27 protein-coding genes and 1 tRNA gene are annotated in these 24,137 nt (G+C 57.7%); 6 read left to right on the forward strand and 22 right to left on the reverse strand.

What is annotated here, in order from left to right; genetic code table 11:
* Nucleotides 1-100 precede the first annotated feature (100 nt).
* The 4 genes from K9857_RS18035 (at nt 101) to K9857_RS18050 (ending at nt 3,841) form a co-directional block, all read left to right on the forward strand.
* Nucleotides 101-1,477, forward strand: coding sequence for an L-serine ammonia-lyase (locus K9857_RS18035; RefSeq protein ID WP_224537961.1), 1,377 nt, complete (start codon nt 101-103; stop codon nt 1,475-1,477).
* Between the two features lie 40 nt (nt 1,478-1,517).
* Complete coding sequence (gene gcvT / locus K9857_RS18040; protein WP_224537962.1) at nt 1,518-2,642, forward strand: glycine cleavage system aminomethyltransferase GcvT; 1,125 nt, start codon at nt 1,518-1,520, stop codon at nt 2,640-2,642.
* Nucleotides 2,643-3,044: 402 nt separating this feature from the next.
* Nucleotides 3,045-3,257: a cold-shock protein gene (locus K9857_RS18045; RefSeq protein ID WP_007977299.1), complete on the forward strand. Its 213-nt coding sequence runs from the start codon at nt 3,045-3,047 to the stop codon at nt 3,255-3,257.
* 95 nt (nt 3,258-3,352) lie between these two features.
* Nucleotides 3,353-3,841, forward strand: coding sequence for an RDD family protein (locus K9857_RS18050; protein ID WP_224537964.1), 489 nt, complete (start codon nt 3,353-3,355; stop codon nt 3,839-3,841).
* A 135-nt stretch (nt 3,842-3,976) separates the two neighbouring features.
* On the opposite strand, the gene nadA is transcribed toward K9857_RS18050, so the two are convergent.
* From nadA to K9857_RS18145, 19 genes are all read right to left on the reverse strand, one after another.
* Nucleotides 3,977-5,035 carry a quinolinate synthase NadA gene (gene nadA / locus K9857_RS18055; protein ID WP_224537966.1) on the reverse strand — a complete coding sequence of 353 codons (1,059 nt, stop codon included), beginning with the start codon at nt 5,033-5,035 and terminating at the stop codon, nt 3,977-3,979.
* Between the two features lie 271 nt (nt 5,036-5,306).
* Nucleotides 5,307-5,382, reverse strand: a tRNA-Lys gene (locus tag K9857_RS18060).
* A gap of 63 nt (nt 5,383-5,445) precedes the next feature.
* Nucleotides 5,446-6,138 carry a 7-cyano-7-deazaguanine synthase QueC gene (gene queC / locus K9857_RS18065; protein WP_224537968.1) on the reverse strand — a complete coding sequence of 231 codons (693 nt, stop codon included), beginning with the start codon at nt 6,136-6,138 and terminating at the stop codon, nt 5,446-5,448.
* Nucleotide 6,139: 1 nt separating this feature from the next.
* Nucleotides 6,140-6,787 carry a 7-carboxy-7-deazaguanine synthase QueE gene (gene queE / locus K9857_RS18070; RefSeq protein ID WP_175380499.1) on the reverse strand — a complete coding sequence of 216 codons (648 nt, stop codon included), beginning with the start codon at nt 6,785-6,787 and terminating at the stop codon, nt 6,140-6,142.
* A gap of 166 nt (nt 6,788-6,953) precedes the next feature.
* Nucleotides 6,954-7,796: a tol-pal system protein YbgF gene (ybgF, locus tag K9857_RS18075; protein WP_224537970.1), complete on the reverse strand. Its 843-nt coding sequence runs from the start codon at nt 7,794-7,796 to the stop codon at nt 6,954-6,956.
* A 6-nt stretch (nt 7,797-7,802) separates the two neighbouring features.
* Entirely contained in the window at nt 7,803-8,300 is a 498-nt protein-coding gene (pal, locus tag K9857_RS18080; RefSeq protein ID WP_003178634.1) for a peptidoglycan-associated lipoprotein Pal, read from the reverse strand.
* 52 nt (nt 8,301-8,352) lie between these two features.
* Nucleotides 8,353-9,633, reverse strand: coding sequence for a Tol-Pal system beta propeller repeat protein TolB (gene tolB / locus K9857_RS18085; RefSeq protein WP_263487914.1), 1,281 nt, complete (start codon nt 9,631-9,633; stop codon nt 8,353-8,355).
* A gap of 17 nt (nt 9,634-9,650) precedes the next feature.
* Entirely contained in the window at nt 9,651-10,730 is a 1,080-nt protein-coding gene (gene tolA, locus K9857_RS18090) for a cell envelope integrity protein TolA (protein ID WP_224537973.1), read from the reverse strand.
* Nucleotides 10,730-11,182, reverse strand: a complete 453-nt coding sequence (gene tolR / locus K9857_RS18095) for a protein TolR (RefSeq protein ID WP_224537998.1) — start codon at nt 11,180-11,182, stop codon at nt 10,730-10,732. The genes tolA and tolR overlap by 1 nt, the downstream gene beginning before the upstream one ends.
* Nucleotides 11,183-11,205: 23 nt before the next feature.
* On the reverse strand, nt 11,206-11,901 hold the full coding sequence (gene tolQ, locus K9857_RS18100) for a protein TolQ (protein ID WP_224537974.1): 696 nt from the start codon (nt 11,899-11,901) through the stop codon (nt 11,206-11,208).
* Nucleotides 11,891-12,358: a tol-pal system-associated acyl-CoA thioesterase gene (gene ybgC, locus K9857_RS18105; RefSeq protein WP_224537976.1), complete on the reverse strand. Its 468-nt coding sequence runs from the start codon at nt 12,356-12,358 to the stop codon at nt 11,891-11,893. Before ybgC ends, tolQ begins: the two co-directional genes overlap by 11 nt.
* Nucleotides 12,359-12,484: 126 nt before the next feature.
* Nucleotides 12,485-13,549 carry a Holliday junction branch migration DNA helicase RuvB gene (ruvB, locus tag K9857_RS18110; protein ID WP_224537978.1) on the reverse strand — a complete coding sequence of 355 codons (1,065 nt, stop codon included), beginning with the start codon at nt 13,547-13,549 and terminating at the stop codon, nt 12,485-12,487.
* Nucleotides 13,550-14,158: a Holliday junction branch migration protein RuvA gene (gene ruvA, locus K9857_RS18115; RefSeq protein ID WP_224537980.1), complete on the reverse strand. Its 609-nt coding sequence runs from the start codon at nt 14,156-14,158 to the stop codon at nt 13,550-13,552.
* Nucleotides 14,159-14,269: 111 nt separating this feature from the next.
* Nucleotides 14,270-14,794 (reverse strand): crossover junction endodeoxyribonuclease RuvC, encoded by a 525-nt coding sequence (ruvC, locus tag K9857_RS18120; RefSeq protein WP_110964618.1) that lies wholly within the window; start codon nt 14,792-14,794, stop codon nt 14,270-14,272.
* Between the two features lie 155 nt (nt 14,795-14,949).
* Nucleotides 14,950-15,696, reverse strand: a complete 747-nt coding sequence (locus K9857_RS18125; protein WP_224537981.1) for a YebC/PmpR family DNA-binding transcriptional regulator — start codon at nt 15,694-15,696, stop codon at nt 14,950-14,952.
* A 115-nt stretch (nt 15,697-15,811) separates the two neighbouring features.
* Nucleotides 15,812-17,587 (reverse strand): aspartate--tRNA ligase, encoded by a 1,776-nt coding sequence (aspS, locus tag K9857_RS18130; RefSeq protein ID WP_224537983.1) that lies wholly within the window; start codon nt 17,585-17,587, stop codon nt 15,812-15,814.
* A 108-nt stretch (nt 17,588-17,695) separates the two neighbouring features.
* The gene (locus K9857_RS18135) at nt 17,696-17,917 is read right to left on the reverse strand and encodes an FmdB family zinc ribbon protein (protein WP_110964621.1); all 222 of its coding nucleotides are present in this window, start codon (nt 17,915-17,917) and stop codon (nt 17,696-17,698) included.
* 122 nt (nt 17,918-18,039) lie between these two features.
* On the reverse strand, nt 18,040-18,390 hold the full coding sequence (locus tag K9857_RS18140) for a ribbon-helix-helix domain-containing protein (RefSeq protein ID WP_224537984.1): 351 nt from the start codon (nt 18,388-18,390) through the stop codon (nt 18,040-18,042).
* 268 nt (nt 18,391-18,658) lie between these two features.
* Nucleotides 18,659-19,129 (reverse strand): Dps family protein, encoded by a 471-nt coding sequence (locus K9857_RS18145; RefSeq protein WP_175379324.1) that lies wholly within the window; start codon nt 19,127-19,129, stop codon nt 18,659-18,661.
* A 313-nt stretch (nt 19,130-19,442) separates the two neighbouring features.
* On the opposite strand from K9857_RS18145, the gene K9857_RS30400 reads away from it, so the two are divergent.
* Nucleotides 19,443-20,045: a cold-shock protein gene (locus K9857_RS30400; RefSeq protein ID WP_318011766.1), complete on the forward strand. Its 603-nt coding sequence runs from the start codon at nt 19,443-19,445 to the stop codon at nt 20,043-20,045.
* Between the two features lie 88 nt (nt 20,046-20,133).
* Here the strand turns inward: K9857_RS30400 and K9857_RS18155 are convergent, their stop codons facing one another.
* The gene (locus K9857_RS18155; RefSeq protein WP_224537986.1) at nt 20,134-20,340 is read right to left on the reverse strand and encodes a SlyX family protein; all 207 of its coding nucleotides are present in this window, start codon (nt 20,338-20,340) and stop codon (nt 20,134-20,136) included.
* A 3-nt stretch (nt 20,341-20,343) separates the two neighbouring features.
* The gene (locus K9857_RS18160; protein ID WP_224537987.1) at nt 20,344-20,769 is read right to left on the reverse strand and encodes an HIT domain-containing protein; all 426 of its coding nucleotides are present in this window, start codon (nt 20,767-20,769) and stop codon (nt 20,344-20,346) included.
* 884 nt (nt 20,770-21,653) lie between these two features.
* Here K9857_RS18160 and K9857_RS18165 point away from each other — a divergent pair.
* Nucleotides 21,654-22,952 carry an OprD family porin gene (locus tag K9857_RS18165; protein WP_224537989.1) on the forward strand — a complete coding sequence of 433 codons (1,299 nt, stop codon included), beginning with the start codon at nt 21,654-21,656 and terminating at the stop codon, nt 22,950-22,952.
* 208 nt (nt 22,953-23,160) lie between these two features.
* Here the strand turns inward: K9857_RS18165 and K9857_RS18170 are convergent, their stop codons facing one another.
* A complete protein-coding gene (locus K9857_RS18170) occupies nt 23,161-24,003 on the reverse strand; it encodes a mechanosensitive ion channel family protein (RefSeq protein ID WP_224537990.1) in 843 nt (280 codons plus the stop codon).
* Nucleotides 24,004-24,137: the final 134 nt, after the last annotated feature.

Below are 24,137 nucleotides of genomic sequence, written 5' to 3' on the forward strand. Positions count from 1 at the left end.
TCGACTGATCCACCGCCATCGCAGGCAAGCCAGCTCCCACAGGATCGTCTCCAGTCATGAAGATCCGCCAATTCCTATAACAAGAAACCGGAGAACAACCATGTCGCTCAGCGTGTTCGACCTGTTCAAGATTGGCATCGGCCCCTCCAGCTCCCACACCGTCGGCCCGATGCGCGCAGCCGCGCGCTTCGTCGAAGGCTTGCGCCGTGAGGGGCTGCTGAGCGCGACCACCAGCATCAAGGTCGAGCTCTACGGCTCGCTAGGCGCCACCGGCAAGGGACACGGCAGCGACAAGGCCGTGCTGCTTGGCCTGGAAGGCGAGCACCCGGATACCGTGGACACCGAAACCGTCGCCGCCCGCCTGCAGGACATTCGCGGCAACGGACGCTTGAACCTGCTCGGCGAACACAGCATTGCGTTCAACGAGAAAGAACACCTGGCGATGATTCGCAAACCGCTGGCCTATCACCCCAACGGCATGATTTTTCGCGCCTTCGACTCCGCAGGCCTGCAGATCCGCAGCCGCGAGTACTACTCGGTAGGCGGCGGTTTCGTCGTCGATGAAGACGCCGCTGGCGCCGACCGTATCGTCGAAGACGCCACACCGCTGACCTTTCCCTTCAAGAACGCCAAGGAACTGCTCGCTCACTGCGCCACCTACGGCCTGTCCATCAGCCAGGTGATGCTGACCAACGAAAGCGCCTGGCGCCCCGAAGCGGAAACCCGAGCCGGCCTGCTGAAGATCTGGCAGGTCATGCAGGATTGCGTCGCTGCCGGTTGCCGCAACGAAGGCATCCTGCCCGGTGGCTTGAAGGTCAAACGCAGAGCCACCGCGCTGTATCAGCAATTGTGCAAGAACCCTGAATCGTCCCTGCGCGATCCGCTCTCGGTGCTGGACTGGGTCAACCTGTACGCCCTGGCGGTCAACGAAGAAAACGCCAATGGCGGGCGTGTAGTGACCGCTCCGACCAACGGCGCGGCCGGGATCATTCCGGCTGTGCTGCATTACTACATGCGCTTCATCCCCACCGCGAACGATGACGGCGTGGTGCGCTTTCTGCTGACCGCCGCGGCCATCGGCATTCTTTACAAGGAAAACGCCTCGATCTCCGGCGCCGAAGTCGGCTGCCAGGGCGAGGTCGGGGTCGCCTGCTCCATGGCGGCCGGTGCGCTCTGCGAAGTGCTGGGCGGCACGGTGCAGCAGGTGGAGAACGCCGCGGAAATCGGCATGGAACACAATCTTGGCCTGACCTGCGACCCGATTGGCGGACTGGTGCAAGTGCCTTGCATCGAGCGCAACGCCATGGGGTCGGTCAAGGCCATCAATGCCGTGCGCATGGCCATGCGGGGCGACGGTCACCATTTCGTCTCCCTCGACAAGGTCATCCGCACCATGCGCCAGACCGGCGCCGACATGAAAAGCAAATACAAGGAAACCGCCCGTGGCGGTTTGGCGGTCAACATTATCGAGTGCTGATGAGCCTTCGCGCCGCAGCACACATTTTCAGGAGCTGAGTATGTCCACCGAACAACTGTTGAAAACCCCGTTGCACGCATTGCACGTTGAACTGGGTGCGCGCATGGTGCCCTTCGCCGGCTACGACATGCCCGTGCAATACCCGCTGGGCGTGATGAAAGAACACCAGCACAGCCGCGATCAGGCCGGTCTGTTCGATGTATCGCACATGGGCCAGATTCGCCTGACCGGTGCCAACGCTGCCAAGGCCCTGGAAACCCTGGTGCCGGTGGATATCATCGACCTGCCAGTGGGCATGCAGCGCTACGCGATGTTCACCAACGAAACCGGCGGCATCCTCGACGACCTGATGGTCGCCAACCTAGGTAACGACGAACTGTTCCTGGTGGTCAACGCCGCCTGCAAGGATCAGGACCTGGCGCACCTGCAGAAGCACATCGGCGAGCTGTGCAAGATCGAGCCACTGTTCGAAGAGCGAGCCCTGCTGGCCCTGCAAGGCCCGGCGGCGGTCACTGTATTGGCGCGTCTGGCACCGGAAGTGGCCAAGATGACCTTCATGCAGTTCGCCCGCGTTTCCCTGCTGGGTGTGGACTGCTTCGTCAGCCGCTCGGGTTACACCGGTGAAGACGGTTTCGAAATTTCCGTGCCGGCGGGCAATGCCGAAGCCCTCGCCCGCGCGCTGCTGGCCGAGCCGGAAGTCGAAGCCATCGGCCTGGGCGCTCGCGATTCCCTGCGCCTGGAAGCCGGTCTGTGCCTGTACGGCCACGACATGAACACCGAAACCACCCCGATCGAAGCCAGCCTGCTGTGGGCCATCTCCAAGCCACGCCGTGCCGATGGCGCCCGTGCCGGTGGTTTCCCGGGCGCCGAAAATGTATTCGAGCAGCAACAGAACGGTGTCAGCCGTAAACGTGTGGGCCTGCTGCCGCAGGAACGGACTCCGGTGCGCGAAGGTGCAGAGATCGTCAACGAGGCCGGCGAAATCATCGGCAGCGTCTGCAGCGGCGGTTTCGGACCGACCCTGGGTGGTCCTCTGGCCATGGGTTACGTCGATAGCGCTTATACCGCTCTTGATACCCAGGTTTGGGCAATTGTTCGTGGGAAAAAGGTTCCTTTGCTTGTAAGCAAAATGCCATTTGTTCCTCAACGCTACTATCGCGGCTGATTAACTGTTCCTATAAGTAACGCGGTTGCGTTAACAGTGCACTAATGTGTAACGCAACCGCCATAAAACAGTGCATCTGTTTTACGTCAGCTTCGATTATGAACTTTGCTTATAACGATCGAAAACAACGGAACAAGCGCGAAGAATAAGAACTGCCAATTTCCCGATAATTGCCAGCAAGCTGAGCAAATCCGGGGCTGCGCAGGGGCTTGTTTTTTCTCCCATAGTTGGCGTAGAGTTTGTTCACTGTGTTTGCATGGGTCGCTTGGAATCGTGACCTGGGCAGTAGCCTACAAGTTAGCTACATCCCGTTCGGCGTCTTCTTACTCTCCTGCAACCAGCCCCAGTACTCTGTCACAAGATAGAGACTGTCATTAATTTTAGCGTCAAAGGAAATAAGAAATGTCCCAACGTCAGAGCGGTACCGTCAAGTGGTTTAACGACGAGAAAGGTTTTGGTTTTATCACTCCAGAAAGCGGTCCGGATCTGTTCGTGCATTTCCGCGCTATTCAGGGCAACGGCTTCAAGAGCCTGAAAGAAGGCCAGAAAGTGACTTTCATCGCCGTGCAAGGCCAGAAAGGCATGCAGGCTGACGAAGTACAAGCAGAAGCCTAATCTTCTGTAACGAAAAAGCCCCTGATGCTGACATCAGGGGCTTTTTTGTGCGCGTAAATCCGTAAAATGGCTTCTTTTTTTCGCCGAGAGCCAACATGTCGAAACACCTGCTCACCCCTCAGGGCGAATTTCCTGCCGCTGGCCTGGGCCGTCGTCTGGCCGCGATGTTCTATGACTTCCTGCTGTGTACCGCCCTGCTGATCGTCACCAGCGGCGCCTACAAGATGATCCAGATGGCGATCATCGGCGAAGAGAAAATGCGCGCGCTCACGGAAGCCGGCGCACTCGATGGCGACCCGCTGCTTTCGACAGTGCTGCTGTTTGTCCTGTTTGGCTTCTTCGCCAAGTTCTGGACCCATTCCGGTCAGACCCTGGGGATGCAGGTGTGGTGCATTCGCGTGCAGAACGCCGACGGATCGTCCATCAGCCTGTGGCAGGCGCTGCTGCGCTTTGTGGTATCGATCGCTTCCTGGCTTTGCATTGGCCTGGGGTTCATCTGGTCGCTGTTCGACAAGCAGAAACGCAGCTGGCATGACATGTATTCGGGCACCGAGCTGGTGCGGATTCCGAAGAAAACCAAGTAATTTCGAGTATTCAAAACACTTGTGGGAGCGAGCCTGCTCGCGATGCTTTATGTCAGTCACATCAATATTGACTGACAGTCCGCATCGCTAGCAGGCTCGCTCCCACAGTTATTTTTTGTATTTGCCTGTGAAGCCTCAGGCGTTACCGGCCAGCTTCATTCGCGCAGCCTGGGTGAAGTCCAGCATCCGCTTCAACGGCCGGATAGCCTGGGGAATCAGCGCCGGATCGACAAAGATCTCGTTCGCCCCCTCTTTCAAGCTCTTGAGCGTGCGCTCAAGGGTGTTCATCGCCATCCACGGGCAATGCGCGCAACTGCGGCATGCCGCGCCGTTGCCGGCGGTTGGCGCCTCGATAAACACCTTGTCCGGACACAGCTGCTGCATCTTGTAGAAGATGCCGCGGTCGGTCGCCACGATCAGCGTCTTGTTCGGCAAGGTCTGCGCCGCCGCGATCAACTGACTGGTGGAGCCAACGGCGTCCGCCAATTCGATCACCGAAGTCGGCGACTCCGGATGCACGAGGATCGCCGCATCGGGATACAGCGCCTTCATGTCTTCGAGCTGCTTGGACTTGAACTCCTCGTGAACGATGCAGGCACCGTCCCACAGCAGCATGTCGGCACCGGTCTGACGCTGGATGTAGGTGCCCAGGTGTTTGTCCGGGCCCCAAATGATGGTCTCGCCGTTGTCCATCAGGCTTTCGACGATCTCCAGTGCGCAGCTGGACGTCACCACCCAGTCGGCCCGGGCTTTGACCGCCGCGGAGGTGTTGGCATACACCACCACCGTGCGCTCGGGATGCTGATCGCAGAACGCGGAAAACTCGTCGACAGGGCAACCCAGATCCAGCGAGCACGTCGCCTCGAGCGTCGGCATCAGAATGCGTTTTTCAGGGTTGAGAATCTTGGCGGTCTCACCCATGAACTTGACCCCGGCAACCACCACGGTCTTGGCCGGGTGAGCGTTACCGAAGCGGGCCATCTCCAGGGAGTCGGAGACGCAGCCACCGGTTTCCTCGGCCAAAGCCTGGATGACCGGATCGCAATAGAAGTGGGCAACCAGCACCGCGTCCTGAGCCTTGAGCTCGGCAGCGATGGCGGCACGGTAATGGGCTTCCTCGTCGGCCGTCAGCGGCTTGGGCTGCTTGGCGTCGAGGTGGGCTTGAACCAGAAGGCGTTCGGAAATCTGCGTCATGTTCGCAAGACCTGCAGGCGCATTCGCGCGAAAGTCGAGTATACACCCGGCTCCGGACCCGTCTGGGTACCGCCGGGAAAGTGAGTATTCATCAGGCACGGACAGCGTGAAGATGCGCAAGGCTACAGAATATCCGGCGGATGCAAAAGATGATTCTGACCTGCGCCATATGGTGCACCCCGGAGGCAGGGCCGGGTTAAATCGCGGGCAAAAAAAAATCCGGAAATCCTCACTTGCGTGGGCCTTCCAGACTTTTAAAACAGCTTGAAAATGGTGGGTCGTGTGGGATTCGAACCTACGACCAATTGGTTAAAAGCCAACTGCTCTACCAACTGAGCTAACGACCCGCTGTGTGGTGGCGCGTATAATACTGATTTTTAAGGACTATTCAACACCTATTTTGAAAATAATCAAAAATAAGGTGTTGGGTCGCTGATTCCGCCCGCAACAAAGCCTTCCGCACGCAGTCGGCAGCTGTCGCACTTGCCGCACGCACGCCCTTCATCGTCGGCCTGATAGCAGGAAACGGTCAGGCCGTAGTTGACCCCAAGCTTCGTTCCCTCCTGAATGATCTGCGCCTTGCTGAGGTTTTGCAGCGGTGCCTGGATACGGAAACCATTGCCCTCAACGCCAGCCTTGGTCGCCAGATTGGCCATACGCTCGAACGACTCGATGAACTCGGGACGGCAGTCCGGGTAACCGGAGTAATCCACGGCGTTAACGCCAATGAAGATGTCGCGAGCACCAAGCACTTCCGCCCAACCCAATGCCAGGGACAGGAACACGGTGTTGCGTGCCGGGACGTAAGTGACCGGAATGCCTTCGCCCGGATTTTCCGGGATATCGATGCTGCTGTCGGTCAGGGCCGAGCCGCCCATGCCGTTCAGATTCAGGCCGATCACCTTGTGCTCGACCACCCCAAGATCCCGAGCCACACGCTCGGCGGCATACAGTTCGGCGTGGGAGCGCTGACCATAGTCGAAACTCATGGTGTAGCAGCTGTAGCCCTGAGCGCGGGCCATGGCCACGACCGTCGCCGAATCCAGGCCACCGGACAGCAGGATGACCGCACGTTTTTCTGCAGTGTTCAGTTGTTCCGTCATTTCAGCGCCCCGGCTCATCATTCCAAAGATATTTATGCAGCTGCAGTTGCAGGCGCACCGGCAGGTTGTCCGCCACCACCCAGTCAGCCAGATCCCGTGCATTGAGATCGTGATGGCTCGGCGAGAACAAAACTTCGCCGGCACGTTGCTCAAGACCGTACTGGATCAGCTTGGAAACGGACCACTCATAGTCTTCCCGCGAGCAGATGACAAATTTCACCTGGTCGTTGGGCGTGAGCAGTTCGATATTTTCGTAACGGTTGCGATGGGCTTCTTTCGAGCCCGGCGTCTTCAGGTCGACGACGCGACTGACCCGAGGATCCACGGCCGAGATATCGATCGAGCCGCTGGTTTCCAGCGAGACCTCGTAACCGGCGTCGCACAACCGCTTTAGCAATGGAATGGCGTTGGGTTGAGCCAGAGGCTCGCCGCCGGTGACGCACACGTAACGCGGACGAAAACCGGCTACCTGCTCGAGGATATCGTCGAGTGTGCGAATGGTGCCGCCAGTGAAGGCGTAGGCGCTGTCGCAGTATTGGCAACGCAACGGGCAACCGGTCAGGCGCACAAAAACCGTGGGCAGGCCGGCGGTCCGAGTTTCACCCTGCAACGAGTAGAAAACTTCGGTAATTCTCAATGTGTCTTGCATATTCGCCACGGGCGTAACAGCTAAACAGGCTGTCCGCCTCCGTCAGGCACTTCATGGAACCCCGGCAATGCGTAGATCCCAAAAAGCGTGTTTCAGAAAAAGGGGGTGAATTCTAACGAAAAAACCCGCGACAAGCGCGGGTTTCTTCAAAACGGGTCCGGCAAGCTTACATGCGCTGCAGATCGCGCTGTGCCAGCTGAGCGGCGGAAGTCCCCGGATACTGGGACACCACCTGCTGCAGAATGCCTTTGACCCGGTCGGTGTGACCAAGACGACGCTCTACATCAGCAAGCTTGTACAGCGAATCAGGCACTTTGGCGTGCTTGGGATACAGCTGCGAAACCTTGGCAAATGCCTGACCTGCACCTTGCAGATCGCCTTTGGCCAAATTCACTTCACCCAACCAGTACTGCGCATTGCCCGCGTACTGGCTGTTTGGGTACTTGCGCAGGAAGGCGGCAAAAGCCTGGCTGGCCTTGTCGAAATCCTTGGCCTTGATCAAGTCGAAGGCAGCATCGTAATAAAGCTTTTCCTTCGCCGGATCTGCCGGTTCGCTGCTCGCTGCTGGTGCCTGAGCTGCCGCCCCCGCGGCTGCGCCTGCACCTGCACCTGCTGCAGCACCGGGGGCGTTCAAATCGCCACCGGTAGAAGAATTCTCTGGAGTCGCGGCTGGTGCAACGCCGGATCCTATGCGCCGATCAAGATCCTGGTATCGCTCCAGGTTTTCCTGCTTCATGCGCGCTACATCATTTTGCAGAACTTCGATCACGCCTTGTTGGCGCTCGATCTGCTCCTGCATTTGCTGAAGCTGGTTGAACAGCTGGCCCTGCGCCGAGACAGGAGCCGCAGCCCCTGTCCCGGCATAGGCGCCGTTCGTACCGTAACCAGCAGGCGGATAACTGCTCCCGCTATTGCCGGAGTCATTATCGACCACAGGAACCGCAGCCCACGCCGAGAACGACGCGAGGCTGAGAGCCAGAACAGTTACAGCACGACGGCACGTTCGCATGACGAATTACTTACGCAGTTCGACGCGACGGTTTTGAGCCCAGGACTGCTCGTCGTTGCCGGTGGCAACTGGACGCTCTTCGCCGTAGGAAACCAGTTCCAGCTGAGCTGGGGAAACGCCTTGCAGTACCAGGTAGCGTTGAACGGCTTTCGCACGACGCTCGCCCAGTGCCATGTTGTACTCACGAGTACCACGTTCGTCGGTGTTGCCTTCCAGAACAACGCGAGCGCCGTTTGCTTTCAGGTCTTTGGCGTGAACGTCCAGAGCGCGCATGGCTTCTGGCTTCAGGTCCGAGCTGTCGTATTCGAAGTAGAAAGTGGTGATAGCGCGCAGAGCAGCTTCTTCGCTCAGGGAGCCGTCAACTGCACCAGTGTTAGCGCCGTAACCAGCGTTTGGATCTACCGCGCCTTCACCGGCATTGTCGCCGCCTTTGGACGAGCAACCTACAGCTACAGCCATGGCCAGAGCCAGCGCAGCAAATTTACCAAACTTCAGCATTTCCATCGTGAAACTCCTAATGAACCCCAGTGTGTTAAGTAAAACGTAAAGCGCCGCGTCAGTTCAGGTAAGGGGACCAGGAAGGTTCTCTGACTTCGCCTTGTGCGGTAGGAAGCGGGAGCCTTACGCGTCCATTGATGGACACGAGCATCAAGACTCCCCGGCCCTGCTGGCGGGTGGCGTAGATTACCATGGTGCCGTTGGGCGCAACAGTGGGCGACTCGTCCAGAGTGCTATCAGTGAGGATTTTTACACTGCCTCGCTGCAAATCCTGGGCCGCCACTTTGAAATTGGTGAAACCTTCCTGGCGGTGAATCATCACCAGGGTCTTTTCGTCCGCCGACAATTTAGGGTTGGCGTTGTAGTTACCGACGAAAGTCACACGCTCCGCACCACCGCCACCGACGCTGGTTTTATAGATCTGCGGCTTGCCGCCACGGTCGGAGGTGAAGTAGATGGTCGAACCGTCCTTGCCCCAGAACGGCTCGGTGTTGATGCCGGGACCGTTGGTGACACGAGTAATCGAGCGCGAACCCACGTTCATCACGTAGATGTCCGGGTTACCGTCCTTGGACAGCACGAATGCCAGGCGGCTGCCATCCGGCGACCAGGCTGGCGCGCCGTTCAGGCCTTCGAAGTTGGTCAGTTGCTCACGGCGACCGGTGTCGATGTTCTGCATGAAGATACGCGGACGCTTCTGCTCGAACGACACGTAGGCAATGCGCTTGCCATCCGGTGCGAAACGCGGCGACAGGATCGGCTCGCGCGATTGCAGCAGGGTAACGGCGCGGGCACCGTCATAGTCCGAACGCTGCAGGGTGTAGCGAGTGTTCTTCTCGGAGAAGCGCTCGGCCGTCACGTACAGCAGGCGAGTGGAAAACGCACCCTTGATGCCGGTGAGTTTTTCGAACGACTGGTCGGAGATGTAGTGCGCCATGTCGCGCAACTGGTCCACACCGCCCGACACGCTGCCGGTCAGCACTTGCTGTTCGGTTGCGACGTTGAACAGTGCGTATTGAACCTGCAGGCGACCGCCCGCAGGAACGATGCTGCCGACCATGACGTACTGGGCACCCAGTGCCTTGAAGTCACGGAAGATGATTTCGCTGGCCTGGCTCGGCTGGCTGATCATGTTCTGCTTCGGAATCGGCGAGTAGTAACCAGAGTTGCGCAGGTCGTTACCGATGATTTCCGCCATGTCGTCCGGCAGCACGCTACCGCCCTGGAAACCGAACGGTACAACCGCGATCGGAGTGGCCCGATCGCTGCCGCTGGTAACCAGAATGTTTTTCTCATCCGCCATCGCCAACCCTGCCATACAGCAGATCGCGATCAGCATTCCTCGAAGAAGGTTTCTCACAAGGCTAGATCCTCAGGTGTAAATGTCATCTTGAACGAACGATACGGAGCGAAATCGCTCGGCTTCATTCCCTGCATTTCTGTCAAACGTCCAATATTCTTCACCGCCGCTACAGCCGATGCGTCAAACGGACCGTCACCACTGGACTTGGCCACGCTGACCGAAGTCACCGTACCATCAGGCAACATGCCGATTTGCAACACGACCGTCATGCCTTTGCGGGCCGAAGGTGGACGAGCCCAGCCTTCTGCTGCACGTGCTCGGATCAGGTCATCGAAACTGCCGGCGACTTCGTCACCCTGCTCATCGGCCAAGGCCTGCTGACGCTGCGGCGTGTCGGAAAGCAAATCTGCCAAGGCCTGGGCCTTTTTGTCTTCGGCGGATTTACGTGCCGCATCCTGCGCTTTCTTTTTCGCAGCATCGGCAGCAGCTTTCTTCTTCGCTTCATCGGCGACTTTTTTCTTCGCCTCTTCAGCTTCAGCTTTCTTCTTGGCGTCTTCCGCGGCTTTCTTCTTCGCGTCTTCGACGATCTTTTTCTTCGCTTCTTCAGCGGCCGCTTTCTTGGCCTCTTCTTCAGCAGCCTTCTTGGCTTCTTCTTCAGCTTTCTTCTTGGCTATATCAGCCAATTGTTTCTCTTCTGCCTTCTTGGCTTCGGCGGCTTTCTTCGCGTCGTCGGCTTTCTTGGCTTCATCAGCCTTTTTTGCCTCGTCCGCTTTCTTCGCCTCATCGGCCTTCTTGGCTTCCTCGGCCTTTTGAGCCGCTTCTTCTTTCTTTTGTTCCGCAGCCTTCACGGCTTCCTGCTCGATCTTCTTCTGCTCCATCTGCTCGACTTCGGTCTGGCGCGCGGCGGATTTCTTCGCCTCACCCGCAATCTTCTGATTGGTCTGGGTGGTTGCCTGACTTTTCGATTTCAGCTGGTACAGGGTCGCCTGAACGATAGGCTTGGCCGGCGGCAGTTCCGGTGTGAAGGCGAAACTGACGAACAGCATGCCGAACACCAGCACGTGCAAGCCGATCGCCCAGACACTAGGCCAGAAGTAGCTTTCCGAGGCGGACGGCTCTCGCTGTTGCTGCATCAGGGCGCCTCGGTAATCAAGCCAACGTTACCGACCCCGGCTTTCTGCAACCCGCCCATGGCGCCCATGACGGAACCGTAGTCGACGCTCTTGTCGCCGCGAATGAAGACTTGGGTACGCTTGCCGCCTTCGTTGCCGACGCGAATGATCTTGGTGACCGCATCAGTCATTTGCGGCAGGGTCATGGCGCGATCCTGCTGCTTTTCGGTGTCGACTTCGCTGCCAAGGTTCCAGTAGTAGGTCTTGTCAGCCTTGATCGAAATGGTCAGGACCTGGGTGTTGTTGTCCTGCGGCAAGGCTTCGCTGGAAACCTTCGGCAGATCAACTTTCACGCCCTGATTGAGCATCGGCGCGGTCACCATGAAGATGACCAGCAGCACCAGCATCACGTCGATGTAAGGCACCACGTTCATCTCGGCGACCGGCTTGCGCTTGTTTCGCGCTCGAGCGATTAAAGCCATTGGTAATTACCTGCTCAGTCTTCGCTGGTGTGCACTTTGCGGTGCAGGATCGCCTGGAACTCATCGGCGAAGGTGTAGTAACGGCCGATCAGCGTTTCGCTGCGAGCGGCGAAACGGTTATAGGCGATAACGGCAGGAATAGCGGCGAACAGACCGATCGCCGTAGCGATCAGGGCTTCGGCGATACCTGGCGCTACGGTGGCCAGGGTCGCTTGCTGGGCTGTGGCCAGACCACGGAAGGAGTTCATGATGCCCCATACGGTACCGAACAGACCGATGTACGGGCTGACGGAACCTACGGTGGCCAGGAAAGGCAGGCTCTGTTCGAGCTTTTCTTCTTCGCGGGAGATCGCTACGCGCATGGCACGGGCAACGCCTTCCATGACTGCTTCAGGATCAACGCCTGGCTGCTGACGCAGACGGGAGAACTCCTTGAAACCGGCGCGGAAGATCTGCTCGACACCGGAATCCGGGTCCGGGTTGCTGCCTGCCTGACGATAGAGTTTGGACAGGTCGATGCCTGACCAGAAACGCTCTTCGAAACTCTCAAGAGCGCGTCGACCGGCACGCAGCAGGTTGCTGCGCTGAAAGATCATGATCCATGAGGTCACCGATGCGGCTACCAGGGTCAGCATTACCAGTTGCACCACGATACTGGCATTGCTGACCAGGCTCCACATGGAGGAATGGTCGACGACGTTAGCTTCCACGCTTTATCTCCTGCGTTGAGTGTGTACCCGCGCCGCTCACGTCGGCAAAGGCCGCTCGTAGAGCTTCGGGAATGGCCCGGGGTTTCAAGCTGTTGGTGCGCACACAGGCCACCAGAAACTGCCCTTCGCAGAGCAGTACGTTATCCGTGGCCCGCCTGACCTGCTGTTTGAAGCGCAGGCTGGCACGGTTCAATTCGATTACTTCAGCGCTTACCAGCAGTTCGTCATCCAGTCGCGCCGGCGCGTGGTAGCGCGCTTCGCTGGAATGCACGACGAACAACAGGTCCTCCCCTGCCAGCTGCGATTGGGCAAAGCCCAGTTCCCGTAGCCGCTCGGTTCGAGCCCGTTCCATAAACTTGAGGTAATTAACGTAATACACGATGCCGCCCGCATCGGTGTCCTCGTAATAAACGCGACAACGATGTGCGAAAGGCTCAAGCCCGTTTTGCGCGCGCATACTCTAGTGCTTACTCCTCGGGTTGCCAATCCGGCAGGCAACTGTTTTTCATTGTTCTGCGGCTTTCTCGCGAAAGTACGGTCCTAGGACAGCACAATGCCCGAAAATTCAGCGCGCAAAAGTCATTTAATCGTCCACGGAATCGAGAAACTCGTCTACAACGGGCATTTCGCCCAATCGTGACGGAATGTTTAAGCCGAAGTGCAGATAAGCATGCCGTGTCACTACCCGCCCCCGCGGGGTCCGCATGATGTAGCCCTGCTGGATCAGATAGGGCTCGAGCACATCTTCAATGGTGTGGCGCTCTTCACTGATGGCTGCGGCAAGGCTATCCACGCCAACCGGTCCGCCATCGAACTTCTCGATCATGGTCAGCAACAGACGCCGGTCCTGATGATCGAAACCACGCTCATCGACATCCAGCAGGTTCAGGGCCATGTCGGCCACCGGCTTGGTGATGTGGCCCTTGGCACGAACTTCGGCGAAGTCCCGGACCCGGCGCAGCAAACGGTTGGCGATCCGCGGCGTGCCGCGGGCACGACGGGCGATTTCAAAGGCGCCTTCCGGCTCCAGCGGCAAGCCGAGAATGCCCGCCGAACGACTGACGATCGTCGACAGGTCGGCGTTGCTGTAGAACTCCAGACGCTGAACGATCCCGAAACGGTCGCGCAACGGGTTGGTCAGCATGCCCGCCCGCGTGGTCGCGCCGACCAGGGTGAAAGGCGGCAAATCGAGCTTGATCGAGCGTGCGGCGGGGCCTTCGCCGATCATGATGTCGAGCTGGAAGTCTTCCATGGCCGGATACAGCACTTCTTCGACAATTGGCGAGAGGCGATGGATTTCATCGATGAACAGCACATCGTGAGGTTCGAGATTGGTCAGCAGCGCCGCCAGATCACCTGGACGCTCCAGAACCGGACCCGAGGTGCTTTTGATCGAGACGCCCATTTCCTGGGCGATGATGTTGGCCAGGGTGGTCTTGCCCAAGCCCGGAGGACCGAAAATCAGCGTGTGATCCAGGGACTCGTTGCGACCACGAGCCGCCTGGATGAACAACTCCATTTGCTCACGAACGGTCGGCTGGCCGATGTATTCAGCCAGACTGACAGGGCGAATCGCCCGGTCCTGGACTTCCTCGCGCTCACGGGGGCCACCACCTGTGGCGGCAATCAGACGATCAGCTTCAATCACTTAGATCATTCCCTTCAGGGCACGACGAATCATGTCTTCGCTGCTCAAACCTTTCTCCTTGATCGCGGAAATCGCCTTGCTGGCTTCCTGCGGCTTGTAACCCAGGGAAATCAGCGCGCTGACCGCATCGTTCTCGGCGGTATTGACCGGCGCCGGACCATCCGGCTGGTTCGGTACCAGGGCGAACATGGCCGGAACGGCTTCCCAGGCCTTGAAGCGGTCCTTGAGTTCGACCAACAGGCGCTCGGCGGTTTTCTTGCCTACGCCCGGCACCTTGGTCAACGCCGAGGTGTCCTGGGATTGCACGCAGCGCACCAGTTCGTCGACTTCCAGACTCGACATCAGGGCCAGGGCCAGTTTCGGTCCCACACCATTAAGACGGATCAACTCGCGAAAAAAGTCTCGCTCGCGCTTGCCGACGAAGCCATAGAGTAACTGCGCGTCTTCGCGTACGACCAAATGGGTGTGCAGCGTCAGCGGTTCACCGACCGACGGCAAGCGATAAAGCGTGGTCATGGGCACTTCAAGTTCATAGCCCAAACCGTTTACATCCAGAATCAGGTGCGGCGGCTGTTTCTCAGCCAGTGTGCCGCGCAAGCGTCCAATCACGTTACAGATCCTTGAGCGTTGGCCGGCGCGATGCCGGCGACTGACAGAGCGAGGGTCCTGCGCCAGCCGAGGCGCAAATCCCTGATTCCATGAAATTGACTGCCGATGCTATCAGAGACGCAGGCGCCCGCCACGACTGCGTGCCGCACCCAGCCCATGAGGCAGCAGGCTGGAACGGGTGTGAGCGTGGCAAATGGCAATGGCCAGGGCATCCGAGGCGTCGATCTGCGGTTTACTGGTCAGTTTGAGCATGTGCATGACCATCATCTGCACCTGCTCCTTGTTGGCGGCGCCGGTGCCGACCACTGCCTGCTTGACCTGGGTCGCGGTGTACTCGGCAATCTCCAGGCTTTCTTCCGCGCCGGCAACGATAGCGGCACCACGGGCCTGCCCCAGTTTCAGGGCGGAATCGGCATTGCGCGCCATAAACACTTTTTCGATGCCCATGGTCACGGGTTTGTAGGTCTGAATGATCTCCCGCACCCCACGGTAGACGATCTGCAAACGTTCGTGCAGCTCGCCAGCACCGGTGCGGATGCATCCGGAGGCCACGTATTCGCAGCCTCGACCGGTATCGCGTACCACGCCATAACCGGTGATGCGAGAGCCGGGGTCGATGCCAAGGATTAAAGTCATAACGCCTGTGGGTCCGTGAACTATCTATATCCAAGTACAACACATAACAAATGTGGGAGCGGGCTTGCTCGCGAAGGCGGTGTATCAGTTACCGAAATTGGACTGACACACCGCTTTCGCGAGCAAGCCCGCTCCCACAGGGGGCCGGACTTGCCTTAACCGAGCTGCGCGGCGACCGACTCCGGAATATCCGCGTTGGAGTAGACGTTCTGCACGTCATCCAGATCTTCAAGCATGTCGATCAGCTTGAGGACTTTCTCGGCGCCTTCCAGATCCAGCTCGGCGCTGGTGGTCGGCAGCATGACGATTTCCGCGTCATCACCCTTGAAGCCCGCTGCTTCCAGCGCGTTACGCACCGAATAGAAGCCGGCGAACGAGGTGAAGACATCGACAGAGCCGTCTTCGTTGGTGACCACGTCATCGGCATCGGCTTCCATCGCCGCTTCCATCAATGCATCTTCATCGACGCCCGCGGCAAAGGAAATCTGCCCCTTGCGCTCGAACAGGTAAGCAACAGAACCGTCGGTACCCAGGTTGCCGCCGCACTTGCTGAACGCATGACGCACGGCCGCCGCGGTACGGTTGCGGTTGTCGGTCATGCACTCGACCATCACCGCAACGCCGCCTGGACCGTAACCTTCATAGGTCAACTCGACCATGTCATCGGTATCGGCTGCGCCGGCACCGCGAGCAACGGCGCGGTCGATGATGTCGCGACTCATGTTCGCGCCCAGCGCCTTGTCCAGGGCCAGCCGCAGACGCGGGTTGGAACCTGGATCACCACCACCCTGACGGGCAGCGACGGTCAGTTCACGAATCCACTTGGTGAAAATCTTGCCCTTTTTGGCATCCTGACGTTCTTTGCGGTGCTTGATGTTCGCCCACTTGGAATGACCTGCCATAACTCGCTCCGAATTCTCTTTGGAACATTGCCGCAACGCCTTGAGGCGCCCACCGGCAAAACAATATCGACCTTGAAAAAAAAGGCGCATCCGAAGATGCGCCCTTCAGACAGCCTTACTCGGCTTTAGGCGTTTCGCGCAAACGGATGTGCAATTCGCGCAGAGCCTTGGCATCTACCTGACCCGGTGCCTGAGTCATGACGTCCGCCGCGCTCTGGGTTTTCGGGAAGGCGATCACTTCACGGATCGACTGGGCGCCGGTCATCAGCATCACCAGACGGTCCAGACCGAACGCCAGACCACCGTGCGGTGGCGCGCCGAACTTCAGGGCGTCGAGCAGGAAGCCGAACTTCTCTTCCTGTTCAGCCTCTTCAATGCCCAGCAGACGGAATACGGCCTGTTGCATTTCCTTGCGGTGGATACGGATCGAACCGCCACCCAGCTCGGTGCCGTTGAGGACCATGTCGTAGGCGCGGGACAGAGCGGTGGCCGGGTTGGCTTCCAGCTCGGCCGGGGAGCACTTAGGCGCGGTGAACGGGTGGTGCAGAGCGCTGAAGCTGCCGTCGTCGTTCTCTTCGAACATCGGGAAGTCGACGACCCACATTGGCGCCCACTCGCAGGTCAGCAGGTTGAAGTCGTGACCCAGCTTGATCCGCAGCGCGCCCAGGGCTTCGCTGACGATCTTGAACTTGTCGGCACCGAAGAACACGATGTCGCCATCAACCGCGCCAACGCGATCGAGGATCACATTGAGGTTGGCTTCAGGGATGTTCTTGACGATTGGCGACTGCAAGCCTTCGACGCCCTTGGCGCGCTCGTTGACCTTGATGTACGCCAGGCCCTTGGCACCGTAGATGCCGACGAACTTGGTGTAGTCGTCGATCTTGCTGCGCGGCATGCTCGCCCCGCCCGGTACGCGCAGTGCGGTAACACGGCATTTCGGATCGTTGGCCGGGCCGCTGAAGACCTTGAATTCAACGTCTTTCAGTTGGTCGGCAACGTCCACCAGTTCCAGCGGGTTACGCAGGTCCGGCTTGTCGGAGCCGTAGCGACGCATGGCTTCTTCGAAAGTCATGTGCGGGAAATCGCCGAATTCCAGATCCAGCACTTCCTTGAACAGGTTGCGGATCATGCCTTCGGTCAGGCCCATGATGTCTTTTTCATCGAGGAAGCTGGTTTCGATGTCGATCTGAGTGAACTCAGGCTGACGGTCGGCACGCAGGTCTTCGTCGCGGAAGCATTTGGCGATCTGGTAGTAACGGTCGAAGCCGGCGACCATCAGCAGTTGCTTGAACAGCTGTGGCGATTGCGGCAAGGCGAAGAAGGAACCGGCGTGGGTACGGCTAGGCACCAGGTAGTCACGGGCGCCTTCCGGGGTAGCACGGGTCAGGATCGGGGTTTCGACGTCGAGGAAGCCGTTCTCGTCCAGGTAGCGACGGATGCTGGTGGTCATGCGCGAGCGCAGACGCAGCTTTTCGGCCATTTCCGGACGACGCAGGTCGAGGAAGCGATAGCGCAGACGGGTCTCTTCACCGACGTCGGAGAACTCGTTCAGCGGGAACGGCGGGGTTTCCGCTTCGTTCAGCACTTCCAGCTCATAGCCGAGCACTTCGATCATGCCCGAGGCCATGTTGGCGTTGGTCGCACCGGCAGGACGCAGGCGCACCTTGCCGGTGATCTTCACGACGTATTCGCTGCGCACGCGATCGGCAGCGGCGAAGGATTCAGCGCGATCCGGGTCGAACACCACCTGGGCCAGACCGTCACGATCACGGATATCGAGGAAAATCACCCCACCGTGGTCACGGCGACGGTGAACCCATCCGCAAAGGGTAATTTCCTGGCCTTCCAGGCTTTCGTTCAGTTGGCCGCAATAATGGCTGCGCATCATGGTCGTGGTTTCACTTCTCGTAATTCGAAATTCGGTTGGAGACCTTGCGCATATCGGCTGACCGATGGTGCAAGCGCTCGCGTGTGTGATTCAGTTCAGGGCAAAACCCTAATCAGCTTTATCGCCGCCGGCCAGATTCTTCTTCGAACCGGTCTTGAAATCGGTCTCGTACCAGCCATTGCCGCTGAGACGGAAACCCGGCATCGACAACATCTTCTTGAGCTCTGGCGCCTGACATGCAGGGCAGTCTACCAGCGGCGGCGCGCTGATCTTTTGAATGGCTTCCAACTGATGACCACAGGAAGCACATTGGTAATCGTACATCGGCATGGGGCTGTCTCGGCGATCAGATTGCTACCGCGCACGCTGGGTATTGCGGCAAAGGGCGAGATTATATCCATTAAATGCGACCTGTGCAGCCGTAAGACTGCACAGATCGACATGCTGCGTTTTCATTGCCGGGACTCGACCCTGCTGGCGCATCCCGCTTCTTTAAGGCTGTGTACAACACAGATCACCCGCACCAGACCGCTGAAGTTCTTCACCCCGCCGTGGCGCAAATGGACCTCACGATCAAGGTGAGACAGCAACGCACTGACCGAACAGCTATTGACCCTGGCCATTTCGCTCAAGATATCCCAGTAAACCTGCTCAAGCCGCAAACAGGTCGCGAAGCCATTGAGCCGCACCGACCGGGACAGGGGTTGAGCCAGCCCCATATCGAACTCGCTGACAAATGGATCGACCTTGATGCCCTTGGACGAGTCCACCCTTCTCTCACTTCTTCTCTCTCCATGAACCATTGCGTTGACACTCCTTTGCCATCCCTGGTTTGCGTAGCGCTTGTGCGCTCATGGAACCGCGGGCACAAAGTTATATCCAGACGACTTTTTTCCCTTCCCTGTAGGAGAAGCCAACAACGAGAGGCAGATCATGGAGAGCGTCCTACGCCTGACCTTTTCCTTGTCTGACAGGCGAAATTTCACTCAAACAGCAGGTACTTTTCGACGGAAAAGTTTTGATGAGAAGTGCAACGCGCGAACAGGTAGTCCGTCCGCGCGCGTGCAAGTGTTACTGATCGAGCAAGGCGCGCAGCATCCAGGCCGTTTTTTCGTGTACCTGCATGCGCTGGGTCAACAGGTCAGCCGTCGGCTCGTCGCTGACTTTGTCCAGCAAGGGGAAGATCCCGCGGGCGGTGCGCGTGACCGCCTCCTGCCCCGCCACCAGTTGCCTGATCATTTCTTCAGCGCTTGGTACGCCCTCCTCTTCTTTAATGGAGGACAGCCGCGCATAGATCGAGTAGGCGCCAGGCGCGGGAAAACCGAGGGCGCGAATACGCTCGGCGATGGAATCGACCGCCAGGGCCAACTCGTTGTATTGCTCTTCGAACATCAGGTGCAGCGTGCGAAACATGGGCCCGGTAACGTTCCAATGGAAGTTGTGGGTCTTCAAATAAAGTACATAAGTGTCCGACAGCAGCCGCGAAAGACCATCGACGATGGACTTGCGGTCCTCTTCACTGATTCCGATATCGATTGCCATGCTTTTCCCCTTAAAGGTGATGAATTCCATCCGACAGGTGCAGGATCACTCTAGCAAGCCTGTCGCGGCATCGCAGCCCCGGAGGTGCCCCAGTCCAGCGGCAACCCCCTGCAATGCACCGCTGGACTCCTTGATTTGAGTAGCCACAAGCTTTGCTGTTAAATAGATGCCGTGTCGCTGACGCCCTTATTTTCCGGGCACTGCGCATAGGCTGATGACGGAAACGTGCCCACCGCCTCTTCTTGTTCATTTCGAAGCGAACCGTCCCCCATCAGCTCTTCCTTGTGATCCGTCTTAACGTGAGTCAATAAAAATGTTGAAAATCGTCCACCTGCTATTGGGCACGGCAGCCTTGCTGTTGTCCTTCATACCCAGCCTGCGAACCGAAGCTGTTCCTTACCTGCAACAACCCGACGCGTTGTATCTGGCTCTGTTCGGCCTGCTCAACCTTGTCCTTGCCCCAGTGATTCCCAACTGGAACAAGGGTGCGCGTCATCACCTGCAAAACCTGGTCAGCGCCCTGCTGATGCTGGCTGTCGTTCTGCAAACCCTCACGCTGATCGCGCCAATGCCCGTCATTGCCGGCCAGCCAACTGTACTGTTCAGCCTGATCGCGGCCTTCATCGCCGTGGTTCTGCACCTGGCCATCAGCTTCTACAAATCGTCACCGGCCGCTGCTCCAACCAACTACGACATGACCAACCGCGATACCGGTACCGTCAAGTGGTTCAACACCTCCAAGGGCTTCGGCTTCATTTCCCGCGATTCCGGCGACGATATTTTCGTGCACTTCCGGGCGATTCGCGGTGAAGGCCACCGTGTCCTGGTCGAAGGCCAGCGCGTGGAGTTCTCTGTGATGAATCGTGACAAGGGCCTGCAAGCAGAAGATGTGATCGCCGCTCTGCCGCGACGCTGATTCGAAGGCATAAAAAAACCGCGAGCAGTTGTGCTGTTCGCGGTTTTTTATTGCCTGGCTTTTATAGACTGGCTTTTCTATATGCCAGTCAGTAATGCGGTGGCGGCGCCTCGTCTTCGAACGACTCGAATCGGCCGGCCATTTCCTCCTGGCGCTTGAGCAATGCCGCCATTTGCAACTGCAGACGCTCAACTTCACGCTGCTGCGTTGCCAGCACATCATTCAAGGCCTGGATGGTGTCATCCTGAAACGCCAACTGGCTCTCCAGATCGGTAACGCGATCTTCCAGGCTCATGGCTCACTCCTGCACAAATTTGAAGTCTTCGGGTAACACAGCCCGCAGCCGCTCACGAATCGCGGACACCTGATCGGCACTGTAAGGAATGGCCGGATGCTTGCCCCAGACCGGAGCCGGCCACGCGGCGTCTTCGCGCATGCGCACGATCACATGCATGTGCAACTGGCTGACCACGTTACCCAGGGCGCCAATGTTCATCTTGTCCGCCGTGAATGCCTTCTTGAGCAACTCAGCCAGCAAGGTCGTCTCCTGCCAGAGCATCTGTTGATCTGCGACACCCAACTGAAATATCTCGCTGATATCGTCGCGACGAGGTACCAGGATGAACCAGGGATAGTTCGAATCGTTGGACAGCAGCAGCCGGCACAGCGGGAAATCACCGATCGGCAAGGTGTCTTGTTGAAGTCGTGAATCTAAAGCGAACACTGCGCGCACTCCCGCCGGGTCATCATTTTCAGCTTAGCGCCCATCCACCAGGGATCGAGCACCAAGCGACAGGACAGCAGCATACCTGCGAATGCGGTCGTCATCACGGTGATCGCGCCAACCTTGCTCCGGGATGTGACACCAAGCGAAAAAATGCACCATTACAGAACCACAACCAGCAGAAAAAATGCTGGAATGACCGCCGGGCAAGGGTTCGTTCATTCCTCAGGAGCCAACCGACTGTGTGAATTCAGTACAGCAATTGAAATTTTTTGCACCAAAACCGGACAGTGCGTCTACGCTGACTGCTTCGAGCATCCGCCAATTACTCACTGGCGGGGTGAACCGGTAACATTTTTGGTTGTCACGGGGCGGTAACACGATGTTCAACACCATGTCGAGAAAGGCGTCAACCCCCAGCGCAAGCACGATGTGCCCCCCGGTTTTATGGGGTTTTTACGGTATCAGTCAGACTTTTTGAAAAAAATATGGGCGGCGCAGCGATTTGTGCACGCTTGTTGCATTCACACCCACATCGTCTATAAGGCCCACGGGAAGTGGAAGCCTCAGGACTAAATAAAACAGTGGCAGGGTAGCCCGATGGAGATACAAACGTTTCACCAGGGACTCTTTTTACCGATGCGCCAGTCCAGAAAAACAGCATTAAAGTTGTCCGTTCGGTTGCATCGGGGCTGTAAATTTGCGACATCTAGCAAGCTGTTAGCGACAGGGTCGTAAAGAAGCTGAAAGGTTAGATGCGCAAGTATCGCCAACATTGGTCGACGTGATATAAGTTTGCGCCGACACAAAAAGAAAGAGCCGCCCAGATACTAAAAACAGGTGGGACGGCAATACTCTTCTAAAAACCAAAGGAGCAAATCACGATGCGCGTGATGAAGTGGAGCATGATCGCACTGGCTGTTGCAGCTGGTACCTCGCAGTTCGCAGTAGCGTCTTCGCAGGATGAGTCCAAGGGTTTCATCGACGATTCGAGCCTGAAACTGAAAACCCGTCTGGAATACATGAACCGCGACTTCCGTAATGGAGCCGGTAACATTTCTGATGGCGCTGGGGGTTTCAAAAGCGGCTACCGTCAAGATACCGGTATCAGCCAACTGCTGACTTACGAATCGGGCTTCACTCAGGGCACCATCGGCGTCGGCCTCGATGCAATGGTAATGGGCACCGCCAAACTCGACGGCGGTTCGGGTCGTGCCGGTAACGGCTTGTTCGCTACCGACAGCGACGGCAACCCGGAAAAAAGCCAGGGCAAAGGCGGTGCAGCCGTCAAATTCCGCCTCTCCGACACCACTCTGAAATACGGCCGTCAATTCGTCGCCAGCCCGGTTTTCGCTACCGACGACAGCCGTCTGCTGCCAGAAGTTGCTGAAGGTACCTTGCTCACCAGTAAAGAAATCAAAGGCCTGGAACTCAGCGCCGGTCGTTTTACTGCACTGAGCTCGCAAACCGGCATGGGTAAAGACACCATCAACGGTAAGCACACCCCGGGCCTGACCAGTGCCAACATCGCTGGCGCGACCTATCAGTTCACTGATAATTTCGTTGCCGGTATCGCTGCGTCTGACGTTGATGATTACTTCAAGAAGCAATACATCAACGCTAACTACACGCTTCCGATTACTGACGATCAATCGCTGAACTTTGACTTCAACGCCTATCGCACCAAAGATCAGGGTGAAGCACTGTACGGCGAACTGGACAACAAACTGTGGAGCCTTGCAGCGGCCTACAGCCTGGGCGCTCACAAATTCACCCTCGCGTTCCAGCGCTCGTCCGGCGACACCAACTACCTGTACGGTGTAGACGGTGGTAGTGCGATTTTCGTATCCAACTCCATCCAGATCTCCGACTTCATCGGTCGTGAAGAGAAATCCTGGCAGGCTCGCTACGATCTGAACATGGCTACCTACGGTGTGCCAGGCCTGAGCTTCATGACTCGTTACGTATACGGTGACAACATCGAAACGACCGAGGGTACCGAAGGTAAGGAACACGAGTTCAACTTCGAAACCAAGTACGTACTGCAAGAAGGTCCAGCCAAGGATCTGTCGTTCCGCCTGCGTAGCGCAGTTTACCGTGCAAACGGTGCGTACAACGCTGACTACACTGCAGACAACAACGACGTTCGCCTGATTGTCGAGTACCCACTGAGCATCCTGTAATCCAGGTGCACTACCGGAAGTACTGTTGATCAAAAAACGCCCACCTCTTCAGGTGGGCGTTTTTTTATACCTGCCATATGCCAAATACGGCGGCAAACAACTTCGGCGCATGATGTTAATACTTTTTTAAATGACCTGATCAATAGTCACAAAAAAGCCCGGGAGTTTTTTATTCTCCCAGGCTTAGTCAGTAACAAAGAAAACACATTTATTGCACTGGCGCTTCCTGAACCACGCGAACTACGCGCTGAGGAAATGGAATGTCGATACCGGCTGTTTTCAAACGATCCCGGGACTGCTCGTTAAACATGAACATCACGTCCCAATAATCCGCTGTTTTCACCCAGACACGCAGGGAAACAGTGATCGAACTGTCACCCAATGTCGAAATAACGGCTTGTGGTGCCGGATCCGCCAGAACGCGCGGATCCTTGGCAAGTTCAAGCAATACCTGACGTGCCTTCTGTAGGTCGGCCTCGTAATCAACGCCTACATCGAACACCACCTTGCGAGTCGGCTGGCGATTGGTATTGGTGATAATACCGTTCGACAGATTACCGTTCGGCACGATGATGGTCTTGTTATCGCCAGTGCGCAGCACGGTATGGAAAATCTGGATGCTGTCGACAGTACCGGCAACACCCTGGGCTTCGATCCAGTCACCAATCCGGAACGGACGGAACAGCAGAATCAGCACGCCGCCGGCGAAGTTCGCCAGGCTGCCCTGCAAGGCCAGACCGATGGCCAGACCCGCCGCACCGATGGCTGCCACGAACGAGGTGGTTTCCACACCGATCATCGACGCCACGCTGACGATCAGCAGGACTTTCAGAATGATATTCGCCAGTGTGCTGATGAACCCTTGCAGAGCCTGATCGGCATTACGCAACGCAATCAGGCTGCCGAGCTTGCGCGTGACTTTGTTGATCAGCCACCAGCCGATTGCCAGGGTGATTATCGCCAGCAGCACACGGCTTCCATATTCCATGATCATCGGAATCCAGGCTTGGGACACCCTGACCAGGTTGTCTACCTCAGCATTCAAATCCATGTTTGTTCTCCTGATTTCCGGCTACCCGGCACACGAAAAAATTAACGGCAGAAAAGACCGAGCCCGTTGAGGGTCAATCGTTTCTACCGTTACTTGGGGCTCCGACGTCGAAAACGCCGATTGGTTCCCGCCGC

Source organism: Pseudomonas sp. REP124, from assembly GCF_020164475.1.
GTDB lineage: Bacteria > Pseudomonadota > Gammaproteobacteria > Pseudomonadales > Pseudomonadaceae > Aquipseudomonas.